The sequence below is a fragment of the Streptomyces sp. NBC_00078 genome (assembly GCF_026343335.1).
Lineage (GTDB): Bacteria > Actinomycetota > Actinomycetes > Streptomycetales > Streptomycetaceae > Streptomyces.
The window spans coordinates 2311738-2324500 of record NZ_JAPELX010000001.1; the positions used below are offsets into that span (position 1 = coordinate 2311738).

General features: G+C 70.8%; 10 protein-coding genes. 5 read left to right on the forward strand and 5 right to left on the reverse strand.

Features of this window, described 5'->3' with window-relative positions; all coding sequences use genetic code 11:
• Window positions 1–102 precede the first annotated feature (102 nt).
• The 4 genes from OOK07_RS10840 (at window position 103) to ybaK (ending at window position 4139) form a co-directional block, all read left to right on the forward strand.
• On the forward strand, window positions 103–1680 hold the full coding sequence (locus OOK07_RS10840) for an oxidoreductase (RefSeq protein ID WP_266679162.1): 1578 nt from the start codon (window positions 103–105) through the stop codon (window positions 1678–1680).
• A 142-nt stretch (window positions 1681–1822) separates the two neighbouring features.
• Complete coding sequence (locus tag OOK07_RS10845; protein ID WP_266679164.1) at window positions 1823–2863, forward strand: hypothetical protein; 1041 nt, start codon at window positions 1823–1825, stop codon at window positions 2861–2863.
• Between the two features lie 11 nt (window positions 2864–2874).
• Window positions 2875–3615 carry an LON peptidase substrate-binding domain-containing protein gene (locus tag OOK07_RS10850; RefSeq protein ID WP_266679166.1) on the forward strand — a complete coding sequence of 247 codons (741 nt, stop codon included), beginning with the start codon at window positions 2875–2877 and terminating at the stop codon, window positions 3613–3615.
• 20 nt (window positions 3616–3635) lie between these two features.
• Window positions 3636–4139 (forward strand): Cys-tRNA(Pro) deacylase, encoded by a 504-nt coding sequence (gene ybaK, locus OOK07_RS10855; RefSeq protein WP_266679168.1) that lies wholly within the window; start codon window positions 3636–3638, stop codon window positions 4137–4139.
• Between the two features lie 461 nt (window positions 4140–4600).
• Here the strand turns inward: ybaK and OOK07_RS10860 are convergent, their stop codons facing one another.
• The 4 genes from OOK07_RS10860 to OOK07_RS10875 form a co-directional block, all read right to left on the reverse strand.
• Entirely contained in the window at window positions 4601–5296 is a 696-nt protein-coding gene (locus OOK07_RS10860; RefSeq protein ID WP_266796137.1) for an AAA family ATPase, read from the reverse strand.
• A gap of 34 nt (window positions 5297–5330) precedes the next feature.
• A complete protein-coding gene (locus OOK07_RS10865; protein WP_266679172.1) occupies window positions 5331–6152 on the reverse strand; it encodes an ABC transporter permease in 822 nt (273 codons plus the stop codon).
• A gap of 100 nt (window positions 6153–6252) precedes the next feature.
• On the reverse strand, window positions 6253–7227 hold the full coding sequence (locus OOK07_RS10870) for an ABC transporter ATP-binding protein (protein WP_266679174.1): 975 nt from the start codon (window positions 7225–7227) through the stop codon (window positions 6253–6255).
• Window positions 7228–7349: 122 nt separating this feature from the next.
• The gene (locus OOK07_RS10875; protein ID WP_266679176.1) at window positions 7350–8564 is read right to left on the reverse strand and encodes an NYN domain-containing protein; all 1215 of its coding nucleotides are present in this window, start codon (window positions 8562–8564) and stop codon (window positions 7350–7352) included.
• Window positions 8565–8798: 234 nt separating this feature from the next.
• Here OOK07_RS10875 and OOK07_RS10880 point away from each other — a divergent pair, with 234 nt between their 5' ends.
• Entirely contained in the window at window positions 8799–8963 is a 165-nt protein-coding gene (locus OOK07_RS10880) for a hypothetical protein (RefSeq protein WP_266679178.1), read from the forward strand.
• 92 nt (window positions 8964–9055) lie between these two features.
• Here OOK07_RS10880 and dnaE read toward each other — a convergent pair whose 3' ends face one another.
• Window positions 9056–12595 carry a DNA polymerase III subunit alpha gene (gene dnaE, locus OOK07_RS10885; RefSeq protein WP_266796138.1) on the reverse strand — a complete coding sequence of 1180 codons (3540 nt, stop codon included), beginning with the start codon at window positions 12593–12595 and terminating at the stop codon, window positions 9056–9058.
• Window positions 12596–12763: the final 168 nt, after the last annotated feature.

Sequence of the window (12763 nt, forward strand, 5' to 3'; positions counted from 1 at the left end):
AGATCGCCTTCACGTCTAGCGTTCGAGGCGTCACACAGCGGGCATGAACAGTTGTGCGAAACGGGTGAGCCAGGAGGTTGGAAAAGCAGTGCGGGAAGAGCAGTGACCGAGGGGGCCGGTATCCGCACCGGAGACCTGCCGGAGGACCTGACCGCCGCCGAGGCCGGCATGTGGCAGGCCTTCCGCAACGGCAGTGTGTACGACCTGAGCAGCGGAGACACGCTCGTCGACGATCCGCACGGCGGCCACCCCTGGGGGCCCGGGCGGACCGTGCGGGCGCGCATCGTGTGCTGGCTGCTGCTGGACGGTCCGCCCGCGCTGGCCGGCCGTGTGTCGTCCCTGAAGCTGCGCGGTGTGCAGATCAGCGGCACCCTGGACCTCGCGGGCGGCACGGTCACGCCGTACGTCGAGATGCGCGCCTGCCGCTTCGAGCGGGACGTCCTGCTGCCGGAGGCCCACTTCACGACCCTGCGGCTGGTGGACTGCTCGGTGCCGCGCCTGGAGGCGGCCCGCGTCCGCACGGAGGGCGATCTGCACCTCCCGCGGTGCCGTTTCAACAACGGCATCCGGCTGACCGACGCGCACATCGGCACGGATCTGCTGATCAACCAGGCGATCGTCTACCGCGACCGCAGCGGCCGCTCCATCGCCGCCGACGGCATGACCGTCGGCCAGGACCTCCAGGCCGAGCTGCTGGAGTCGCACGGCGAGCTGAGCCTGCGCAGCGCGAAGGTCGGCGTCTCGCTGAGCCTGCGCGGCGCGCGGCTGGCCAACCCGTACTCCCGGCTCGCGCTGAACGCTCCCCAGCTGACCGTCGGACGCACGCTGTACCTGACCCCGGCGGGCGTCGGCGCCTCGATGCTGAGCGGCGCGACGCCCGCGCGCGGGACGCGGATCCAGCGGTTCGAGTGCCAGGGCGGAGTACGGCTGGACGACGGACGGTTCGAGGACGCGGTCGACCTGGAGCGGGCCCGGTTCACCTTCACCGAGGACCAGGAACTGTCGCTGCGCCGGGTGCAGACGCCCGAGCTGCGCTTCCTCGGAGAGCGTCCGCAGCGCGGCAAAATCGTCCTGTCGGGCGCGCGGGTCGTCAACCTGATCGACCGGGCGAGCGCCTGGCCGCCCCCCGGCAACCTGCACATGGGTGGTTTCCAGTACGAGAACCTCGTACCGCAGGGGCCCTTCCCCCTCACCGAGCGGCTGGAGTGGGTGGCCGCCGCGACCGCCGAGTACAACCCGGAGCCGTACGAGCGACTGGCGTCCGTGCTGCGGTCCGGCGGCGAGGACGAGGACGCCCGCGAGGTGCTCCTCGCCAAGCAGCGGCGACGCCGCGAGAGCCTGCCGATCGCCGCCAAGCTCTGGGGGTACGCGCAGGACTGGACGGTGGCCTACGGGTACCGGCCGGGGCGGGCGGCGGTGTGGATGGCGGTGCTGTGGGCAGCGGGCTCGCTGGCCTTCGCCCACGCGAGCCATCCGCCGGTGCAGCCCGGGGGGCATCCCCCGTGGAACCCGGCCCTGTTCGCCCTCGACCTGCTGCTCCCGGTCATCGACCTGGGCCAGGTCGGTGTCTGGCGGCTGCAGGGCGGCTGGCAGTGGCTGGCGGCGGCGATGATCCTGCTGGGCTGGATCCTGGCGACGACGGTGGCGGCGGGGGCCACGAGGATGCTGCGGCGCAACTGACGTACGGCGGGACCCGTGGCTTGGTCCTTCACAGTCGAACAGTTGTTGAACAATCACCTTTTACCTGCACTTGACCGATCTGCGTACAACTTTCCACGAGTTGCCGATAGGCCCTGGCGCCGGGTTGACCTGCGGCCTTTCAATGGTCGACACCATGGCTCTGCTGCACCCGTTCAGTCGCACGGCCCGGACGTCCCGGACCACGCCGCGCCCCGTCACCGGACTTCCCGCCGACGACGAGGTGCTCCTCGACGCGCCCGACGACCGCCTCGGCCCCGCGCTGGTCGCGTCCGCGCGCGGCGAGCACGGCCCCGCGGCCGCACTGCTCGCCGCCACGCGCGCCACCGCCGCCTGGGAGAACCGCGACCGGTACGCGAGACGGCTCGCGGCCTTCGCGCACTCCCGCCCGCAGTGGCTGGAGAGCTGGTACGCCGACGCCCCGCACGACCCGGACGTGCTGCTGCTCAGAGCCCAGCTCGCGGTGGACCACGCCTGGCGCTCCCCGGCGCGCGCGGAGTTGCTGCGCGGGGTGAGCCCCCTGATCACGGCGGCGGCCCTCGGCGACGACCGCGACCCGGTGCCGTGGCGGCTCGCGCTGGACCACGCGCGCGGCACCGAGGCCGGGCCCAAGTACTTCGGTGAACTCTGGGAGGCGGCACTGCGCCGTGCCCCGCACCACTACGGCTGCCATGTGGCGGCCCTGCGCTATCTGGCCGCCTCCTGGCAGGGCTCCCACCTCGAGTGCTTCGACTTCGCCGACCGGGCCGCACAGGACGCCCCGCCGGACTCCCTCATCCAGGCGCTGCCTTCACGTGCGGCGCTGGCCTATCTGACCGGCGGCGTCGGCGGTGCCGAGGTGCCACGCGAGCGGCTGGACGCGGCGGCCGACCGGGCGATCGCGCTGTCCGCCCGCTTCCCGGTCGCCGACCCGTGGCCGGCCGAGATCCGCAACAAGCTGCTGTACGTCCTCGTACGCCTGGACCGCTGGCAGGACGCCCTTGTCGAAGTCAACCGGATCGGCGCCTGTGCCACGTCCTTCCCCTGGGACCGGATGTCGGACGACCCGCTGGCCCTGTTTCTCAGGGTTCGCGGCGACATCCGCGCCCGTACGCCAGGCCCCCTGGCCCCGTCCCGGTATCCACGGAGTGGGCGCGGCGGACGCGCCGGCTCCGGCGACCATTAGGCTTTTGCGCCGTGACCACCGTCCGTCTCCCCCTCTTCCCACTGAACTCGGTGCTGTTCCCGGGGCTGGTGCTTCCGTTGAACGTGTTCGAGGAGCGCTATCGCGCCATGATGCGCGAACTGCTCAAGGCACCCGAGGACGAACCGCGCCGGTTCGCCGTCGTGGCGATCCGCGACGGCCACGAGGTGGCACCGAGCGCGCCCGGCATGCCGGACCCCACGGCCCTGCCCGACCGGGGGCCCTCGGCGGGCTTCGGCCCCGACCCCGCCAAGTCGTTCCACGCGACGGGCTGTGTGGCGGACGCGGCGACGATCCGCGAGCGCGCGGACGGCACCTTCGAGGTCCTGGCGACGGGGACGACCCGGGTGCGTCTGGTGTCCGTGGACGCGTCGGGCCCGTATCTGACGGCGGAGCTGGAAGAGCTGCCGGAGGATCCGGGTGACGAGGCGGGCGCGCTGGCCGAGGGCGTGCTGCGCGCGTTCCGCCAGTACCAGAAGCGCCTGGCGGGCGCGCGCGAGCGCTCGCTCTCCACGGGCGCCGACCTCCCGGACGAGCCGTCCGTGGTCTCCTACCTGGTGGCGGCGGCGATGATGCTGGACACGCCCACCAAGCAGCGTCTGCTCCAGGCCCCGGACACCGCGTCCCGGCTGCGCGACGAGCTGAAACTCCTTCGCTCCGAGACGTCGATCATCCGTAGCCTGCCGTCACTGCCGGCGTCGGACCTGACGCGCGGCCAGACGAGTCTCAACTGACCTCACCGCGAAGGCCCCCGATGGCGAAGAAGCCGAAGAAACAGCAGCAGGCGGGCGGCACACCGGCGACGGTGGCCCTGACCTCCGCCGGCGTCAGGTACACGGTCCACTCCTACGACCACGACCCCTCCCACCCGTCGTACGGCGAGGAGGCCGCAGAGGCGATGGGCGTCTCTCCGGACCGGGTCTTCAAGACTCTGGTGGCGGACGTGGACGGCGCACTGACGGTCGCGGTGGTCCCGGTGGCCGGCCAGCTGGACCTGAAGGCCCTCGCCTCGGCCGTCGGCGGCAAACGCGCCGCGATGGCGGACCCGTCCCTGGCCGAGCGCACCACGGGCTATGTCCGCGGCGGCATCTCCCCCCTCGGCCAGCGCCGGAAGCTCCCCACGGTCCTGGACGCCTCGGCCTCGGCCCACACCACGATCTGCGTCTCGGCGGGCCGCCGCGGCCTTGAGGTAGAACTCTCCCCCGAGGACCTGACCAAGCTGACGGAAGCGGTCCTGGCCTCCATCGGGCGCGCCTGACGCCTCGACGACTGCCCCTTACTCGGTCAAGTACGAGGGACATGCCGAAGAAAACCCCAAAACGCCAGTGGCGCACCACGTAGGCCCGCTCCCACCACGGCCACCGCCGGGCATAACCGTGCCCCGCCCCTCAAAGGCCGACCGCGGCACGCCGACCCGTCCGCCATTCGAGGACGAGGTCACCATCCCCCCACCCAGACAGAGCCGCGCCCTCTCAAGGTCCGCCATTCGAGGGCGAGCCCACCATCCCCACCCCCCAACCCAGACAGGGCCGCGCCCTCTCAGCCCGTCCGGCGTTTGAGGACGAGGCCGTTCAGGCCGATGGGGAGTCCAGGGGGTAAAGCCCGGGTAAAGCCCCCGGCGGGGCCGAAGGGGCGGAGCCCCTGGGGACGGGACGGGACGGGGCGGCGGGGGCGAAAAGTGACCGCCGCGACCACAACGGCACCGCCCCGCCCGACGCCCTACGCCCTCGGCGCCCCGTAAGGACCCTCGGGAACACCCCCGTGTTCCTGAGACGGCTCCGGATCCCGGGGCCCGAACAACGCCATCAGCCCAAGGTGCACCACCAGCGCGGCCAACGACCACGCCAACAACGCCCCCTTGGCCCCAAGCTTCAGCGGCGCAGAGAACCTGACCCCCTTGCCCACAGCCCTCGCATGGGCGATCACATCCTGCGCGGGCCCGAGCCACACCCCGATCTTCCAGGCCAGCAGGGACCCGAGCAGCCCCCCGACCCCCAGCGCCACCACCAACGGCACGCCGCCACGCCGCCGCCACAGGAAGACCGCGAGCGCACTCACCGCACCGAAGGCCACCGCAAGCAGAGTGAACGTTCCGTCCACCCCGATCGCCTGCTCCCCCTCGCTGTCCGCGAGATAGACGATCCACCTCTTGTCGGCCACGTCCCCGACCAGCGGCACATGCGGCGCCAGCCACCACCACAGCACCCCGAGCAGCACACCGGCGAGCGTCACCGCCACCGTGATCACGGCGGCCTCCCGCACTTCGGTCTTCATCCCGGGTCCGTCCTGTCCGTACGTACCGTCCCAGGCCGCGTCATGCGGCGCGGGAGCGACATGCCCGGCAGCCGGCGGCTGCCACGCATGGTGCGAGGTCGGTTCATGCGGCGGCGGAGGCGGAGTCAACGGTGCGGTCACCCTGCCATCGTGCCAGGCCCGCCTGTGTGGCGCGTCACCGGACGGCAGCCCGCCGGTACGCCCAGGTGGCGACGGCGAGCGAGAGGACACCCACACCGGCGCACACGGCGAGGTCCCCGGCCACGAAGGCCCAGTCGGGATGCGGCCCGAAGGTCCGCGCGAAGGCCTCGACGCCGTACGTCGACGGCAGCAGATCCCGGGCGAACCGCACGGCCCCCGGCATCCGGTCGGCCGGCAGCACCCCCAGCAGCAGCGCCGCGGACATGCCCATCTGCCCGAGCAGCGTGGCCAGTTCCGGCCGGGGCGCGAGCAGGCCGAGCGCCGCCCCCAGCCCCGCCAGTGCGGCACCCGCCAACGGAATGACCGCGACGAGCACCCACAGGTGCGCCATCGGCAACCCGAACAGCGCGCACCCGAACACCGCCGTGACCACGGTCCCCGGCACGGTGAACGACGCGTACGCGCCCGCCGCCCCCAGCACCACGGATGCGGGCGGCACGGGCAGCGTGGCGTAGTGGTCGAGTCCACCGCTCGCCCGCAGCTGCCCGAAGTACTGAGCCAGCAGGTTCAGCGCGACGAAGGCCACCACCAGCACCGACGCCCCGGCCACCACCGACTCGGCCTCGCCCCCGCCGTCCACGACCCCGCGCATCAGGATCATGATCCCGACCGACTGGAAGGTCGCCACGAAGAGCAGCGGAATCCGCGCGACCCGCGCGCGCGACAGCTGCGCCCGGTACACGGCCACGAGAGCAGGCCACATCCGCGCCCGCGGCCCGAGCTCGGCCGCGCCGCTGTCGGCCTCCTCCACCACCAGGGCACTGCCCGGCAGGGCATCGGCGGGTAGGGCACTCACGTCGCGCTGTTCCCCTTCTCGCTCGGTCCCACTGAGGCGCTGGGCCTCTCTCGTAGGGACCATACGGCTGCGGCGGCCCGCGCACTCACGACCACGTCGCTCACGCCTTCACCAACCCCTGCTGCGCGGCGCCGCCCAGCGCCAGGTACACGTCCTCAAGGCTGGGCGTGGCCAGGGTGAAGTCGTCGAGCGCGGCGAAGGCGCTGCCGCCGGTGACGGTGGCGACGACCGCACGCGCCTCCTCGGGGGCGAGCCTGAGCGTCCAGCGGCGCCCGGACTCGGTGGCCCGCTCCTTGAGCGCGGCGACCTCGGGGACGTGCAGCGGCGCCGTCTCCCGCCACACCAGCTCGACCCGGACCTCCCCGGCGACCTGCTCCTTGAGCCCGGCGGGGGTGTCGCAGGCGATGACCCGGCCCCGGTCGAGGACGGCGACCCGGTCGAGGACGGTCTCGGCCTCGATGACGTTGTGGGTGACGAGCAGCACGGTCGTCCCGCGCTCGGCCCGCCGCCGGTCCACCGCCGCCCACACGGCCCGCCGGGCCACGGGGTCCATCCCGGTGGTCGGCTCGTCGAGCACGAGCAGCGGCCGCTCCCCGACCAGCGCGGCGGCGAGGCACGCGAGCCGCCGCTGCCCGCCGGACAACTTCTTGAGCGCCCGCCCGCCGATGGCCGTAAGGCCGAGTTCTTCGAGTACGGCGTCCCGCTCGTCCCGCGCCTGCCGCGTCTGAAGGCCACGCAGCCGCCCGGTCGTCTCGGCGGCCAGCGACACGGTCAGCTCGTCGAGCGCGCTGGACTCCTGTCCCAGGTAGGCGAGGATCCGCGCGGCCCGCTCCGGGTGCCGCACGATGTCGTGCCCGAGGATCTCGACCCGCCCGGAGTCGGGCCGCATCAGCCCGGTCAGCTGCCGGACGAGGGTGGACTTGCCGGCTCCGTTGGGGCCGAGGAGACCGAAGATCTCACCCCGGCGGATGTCCAGCCGTACGTCGTCGGTGGCCCGTACCGCGGGCGTCCCCGGCACACCCCGGCGCGCCCGTACCGCTGGATAGGTCTTGGTCAGCCCGCGTACCGCGCACACGACATCCCCACCGTGCCGAAGTGCCTGTGCCGCGCGCGTACTCACAAAGGACGAGGGTACGGGGTCCGCGGCGTCCGGCCGCTCTCGGGTCGCCCCATGACGGCACACCCACCGGAAGGGAACTACTCCCCGGCAGGCGCGTGCTCCGCGGCCGTCCGTACGTCGATCTCCCGCCAGAACCCGGCCCGGATCGCGTACCGGTCGTGCTCGTCGATCTGGTCGTCCTTGTGGGCGAGCAGCCCGAAGCGGGCGGCGTAGCGCAGCAGCTCCCCGTCGACGCGGTGCGGGACCCGCGGGTACATCCCGGACAGCTTCTGCAGATGGCTCTGGTCGCCCAGCCGCTCCATCCACCGCCGTGCGAACACCTGCCCGACCTCGAACGGGTCTCCGCCGACCGTGGTGATGTCCTCCTCCCGGTCGGCCCACCGCTGCTCGGCCGTGGTCAGCTGCGCCAGCGTCGGCATCGAGGCGGCTTCGGGCGCCTCCGCGACGGGCCGGTCGACCCAGCCCTTGTCGGAGGACCAGCGCAGGGTCGCGTTGGCGGGATGCTGAGCGGGCTGCACTCCGGGGGCACGCAGCGCGGCCAGGTCCTTGGGGGTGGGCACTCCTCCCTTGGGCGCGGGCACCCGCTCCTGTGTGCCGTTCTCCGAGGCCGCGGCCGGGGCGTGCTCGACCTCCTCGGCAGTCCGCTCGGGCCCCTGGGCGAGCGAGGACTCGGGCAGCGGCGCGGAGAGGATCGCGGCGATCTCGGGCCGGGGGACCGGCGACGGCGCGCAGATTCCGCCGAGGTCCTTGGCGCGTACGGCCTTGGTGATCCACGTACGGTCCAGGACGCGCCGCTCGTCCGCCTCGGCGACCAGGTCCTCGGACTGGTTGTAGTCACCGTCGGCCGCCTGAACGGCCCACAGGTGTACGGCGACGCCGTGCTCCTTGGCGGCCATCATGCCCGGCAGCAGATCACCATCGCCGGTGACGAGGACGATGTCGGAGCAGGCGCGGTTGCGGGCCAGCTCGGTCAGCTCGGCGTGCATGGCGGCGTCGACGCCCTTCTGGGCCCAGCGTCCGTCGCTGCGGGTCAGGGCGCCGAGCCGGACGGTGACCCGGGGCATCACGCGCAGCCGGCGGTGCTCGGGCTGCGGGACGCGGTCGGGGGCGCCGTCGAACCAGTAGATGCGCAGCAGCGGCCGCTCGGTCTCGGACTCGGCGCGTTCACGCAGGGCCTGGATGAGGGCGGTGTGATCGACGGTGATGCGGGAGCGTGACGGCTCACCGGCGAGGAGACTGGCGGCGGCCCCCAGCAGATACCCGGCGTCCACCAGGACGATGCAGCGGTCCACGCGTTCCACCCTCTTTCCGGGAGGTTTGCTTCGGGCTTGCTTCGAGTCTGCCCGACTGCGCGGGGGTTAACGGCCCGAACTCGATCTTCGGCGTGGCGTTTCGGGGCGGACCTCGCATCCTCGCGCTCCGACAAGCCCTGTCACAGACGGTAATTATCCGAAATGCGCTCGTTGTCAGCCTATGTGAATCTGGTCCCGGCCCTGGCCCCTAGATCCCCCACAGGAGGCAGAACCATGGCCAAGAACAAGAAGCAGAACCGTAAGCAGCCGCAGTCCGAGCGCGGACAGCAGCAGGCCCAGGAGTCCTCGATGGAGGCACAGGCCGAGCAGCGTGCCACGCAGATCACCCCGGGCGACATGCCACGCAAGGGCCGGCAGAAGAGCTTCGGTCACAACTGACATCTGCATAAAGGGTTGTTGAGACCCAGGCACAGCCCGAGGGGCGCACCCCGTGCAGGGTGCGCCCCTCGCGCATGTCCGTGTGCCCGCCCTCAGCCGGCCAGGCAGGAGGGGCCGAGCAGCACCTTCAGGTCGCCGAACAACGCCGGGTCGGGCTTGACCCGGTGGCGGTCGAGGCGCAGAACGGTCGTCCTGGTCGGGCCCTGCAGCTTGATCCGGACCTCGCTGTCGCCCCGGTGGTGGCTGAGGATCTCACCGAGACGGCTGACCATCGGCGGGGTGACCCGGGTGGCCGGGATGGTGAGGATCACGGGCGCGTTGGTGCCCGCGTTCGACAGGTCCGGCACCTGGAGTTCCATCGCCACCAGCCGCGGCACGTCCTCGCGCTTGTCGAGGCGGCCCTTGACGAACACGACCGCGTCCTCGACGAGTTGGGTCGACACCAGCTGGTAGGTCGCCGGGAAGAACATGCACTCGATGGAGCCGGCGAGGTCCTCGACCGTGGCGATCGCCCAGGCGTTGCCCTGCTTGGTCATCTTGCGCTGCAGGCCCGAGATGATGCCGCCGATGGTGACGACCGCGCCGTCCGCGTGCTCGCCTCCGGTGAGTTGGGAGATGCCCGCGTCGGCCTTGTCGGACAGTACGTGCTCCAGCCCGAAGAGCGGGTGGTCGGAGACGTACAGACCGAGCATCTCCCGCTCCTGGGCGAGCAGATAGGCCTTCTCCCACTCGTCGGTGGTGAACTCGACGTCGAGTCCGAAGCCGGGCTCGCCGCTCTCCTCCTCGCCCATCCCGCCGAAGAGGTCGAACTGGCCCTCGGCCTCCTTGCGCTTGACCGCGACCACGTTGTCGATCATCGGCTCGAAGTGCGCGGTGAGGCCCTTGCGGGTGTGGCCCATGGTGTCGAAGGCGCCGGCCTTGATCAGCGACTCCGTGGTGCGCTTGTTGCAGGCGACCGCCTCGACCTTGTCGAGGTAGTCGGGGAAGGAGGCGTACTTCCCCTTGGCCTTGCGGCTCTTGATGATCGACTCGACCACGTTCGTGCCGACGTTGCGTACGGCCTCCAGGCCGAAGAGGATCACGTCGTCACCCTGCGCGGCGAAGTTGTGCACCGACTCGTTGACGTTCGGCGGGAGCACCTTGATGCCCATGCGGCGGCACTCGTTGAGGTAGATCGCCGACTTGTCCTTGTCGTCCTTGACGGACGTCAGCAGGGCGGCCATGTACTCGGCCGGGTAGTTGGCCTTGAGGTACGCCGTCCAGTACGAGACCAGGCCGTACGCGGCCGAGTGCGCCTTGTTGAACGCGTAGCCGGCGAAGGGGACCAGCACGTCCCACAGGGCCTGGATCGCCTCGTCGCTGAAGCCCTTCTTCTGGGCGCCGGCCTGGAAGAGGACGAAGTTCTTGGCCAGTTCGTCGGGCTTCTTCTTGCCCATCACGCGGCGCAGGATGTCGGCCTCGCCGAGCGAGTAGCCGGCGATGATCTGGGCGGCCTTCTGCACCTGCTCCTGGTAGACGATCAGGCCGTAGGTGACCGCGAGGACCTCTTCGAGGGGCTCCTCCAGCTCCTTGTGGATCGGGGTGATCTCCTGGAGCTTGTTCTTGCGCAGCGCGTAGTTGGTGTGCGAGTCCATGCCCATCGGGCCCGGACGGTAGAGCGCGGAGACGGCGGAGATGTCTTCGAAGTTGTCGGGCTTCATCAGGCGCAGCAGCGAGCGCATGGGGCCGCCGTCGAACTGGAAGACGCCCAGGGTCTCGCCGCGCTGGAGCAGTTCGAAGGTCGTCGGATCGTCGAGCGGGAGGGCCAGCAGGTCGAGGTCGATGCCCTTGTTGGACTTCACCATCTTGACGGCGTCGTCCATGATCGTCAGGTTGCGCAGGCCGAGGAAGTCCATCTTCAGCAGGCCGAGCGACTCGCACTGGGGGTAGTCCCACTGCGTGATGGTCACGCCGTCCGTGTGGCGCACCCAGACCGGGGCGTGGTCGACGATGGGCTCGCTGGACATGATGACGCCGGCGGCGTGCACGCCCATCTGCCGGACCAGGCCCTCGACGCCCTTGGCGGTGTCGATGACCTTCTTGACGTCCGGCTCGTTCTCGTACATCGCCCGGATCTCGCCGGCCTCGCTGTAGCGCGGGTGCGCGGGGTCGGTGATGCCGCTGAGGTCGATGCCCTTGCCGAGGACGTCGGCGGGCATCGCCTTGGTGAGGCGGTCCCCCATCGCGTACGGGTAGCCCAGCACGCGCGCGGAGTCCTTGATGGCGTTCTTCGCCTTGATCTTGCCGTAGGTGCCGATCATGGCGACCTTGTCGGCGCCGTACTTCTCCGTCACGTACCTGATGACCTCGACGCGCCTGCGCTCGTCGAAGTCGATGTCGACGTCGGGCATGGAGACGCGCTCGGGGTTGAGGAACCGCTCGAAGATCAGACCGTGCGGGATCGGGTCGAGGTCGGTGATGCCCATGGCGTACGCGACGATCGAACCGGCCGCGGAGCCACGGCCGGGACCGACGGCGATGCCCTGCTTCTTGGCCCACATGATGAAGTCGGCGACCACGAGGAAGTAGCCCGGGAACCCCATCTGGATGATGACGTCCATCTCGTACTCGGCCTGCTTCTGACGGTCCTCGGGGATGCCGCCGGGGAAGCGGCGCTCCATGCCGCGGCGGACCTCCTCCTGGAACCAGGTGACCTCGGTGAAGCCCTCGGGGATGTCGAACTTCGGCATGAGGTTCTTGGCCTCGAACATCCCGGCGGTGTCGACCTGTTCGGCCACCAGGAGGGTGTTGCGGCAGCCTTCCTGCCAGGCGTCCGAGGAGTCGATGGCGTACATCTCGTCCGTGGACTTCAGGTAGTAGCCGGTGCCGTCGAAGCGGAAGCGGTCCGGGTCGGAGAGGTTCTTGCCGGTCTGGATGCACAGCAGGGCGTCGTGCGCGGTCGCCTCGTGCGCGTACGTGTAGTGCGAGTCGTTGGTGACCAGGGGCGGGATGCCGAGCTTCTTGCCGATCGTCAGGAGACCGTCACGGACCCGGTGCTCGATGTCGATGCCGTGGTCCATCAGCTCCAGGAAGTAGCGGTCCTTGCCGAAGATGTCCTGGTAGTCGGCGGCCGCCCTCAGGGCCTCCTCCTCCTGACCGAGGCGCAGCCGGGTCTGTACCTCGCCGGAGGGGCAGCCGGTGGAGGCGATCAGGCCCTCGGACCACTGGGAGATGGTCTCCTTGTCCATACGGGGCCACTTCTGCAGCCAGCCCTCGGCGTACGCGTCCGAGGAGAGCCGGAAGAGGTTGTGCAGACCGGTCGCGTTCGCCGCCCAGATCGTCTTGTGTGTGTAGCCACCGGAACCGGAGACGTCGTCGCGCTTCTGGTGCGGCTGGCCCCACTGGATCTTGCGCTTGTTGCGCCGCGACTCGGGGGCGACATACGCCTCGATCCCGATGATGGGGGTGACTCCGGCCTTCTTCGCGGAGTGGAAGAAATCGTACGCACCGTGGAGGTTGCCGTGGTCGGACATGGCGATGTGGGTCATGCCCATCTCGTTGCACGCGTCGAACATGTCCTTCAGCCGCGCGGCACCGTCCAGCAGCGAGTACTGGGTGTGGACGTGCAGGTGCGTGAACGGCGGCTTTGACACGGCGTGGCCTCCATGGAAAACACTCGGCGACAGGCGGGCGGCCAGTCTGGGGGACAGCGTCGAAGTCTATGCCTCGGCACTGACACTCCGGGGGCTCCCCCGCGTACCTTCACTGCGAGGATCGCGGGCACTTCCGCGCACCCTCACCCGTTGGAAACTAGAGAAACG

Coding starts and splice junctions, on each gene's coding strand:
- OOK07_RS10845 (WP_266679164.1), top strand. CDS start 1,823: ATGGTCGACACCATGGCTCTGCTGCACCCGTTCAGTCGCACGGCCCGG.
- OOK07_RS10880 (WP_266679178.1), top strand. CDS start 8,799: ATGGCCAAGAACAAGAAGCAGAACCGTAAGCAGCCGCAGTCCGAGCGC.
- ybaK (WP_266679168.1), top strand. CDS start 3,636: ATGGCGAAGAAGCCGAAGAAACAGCAGCAGGCGGGCGGCACACCGGCG.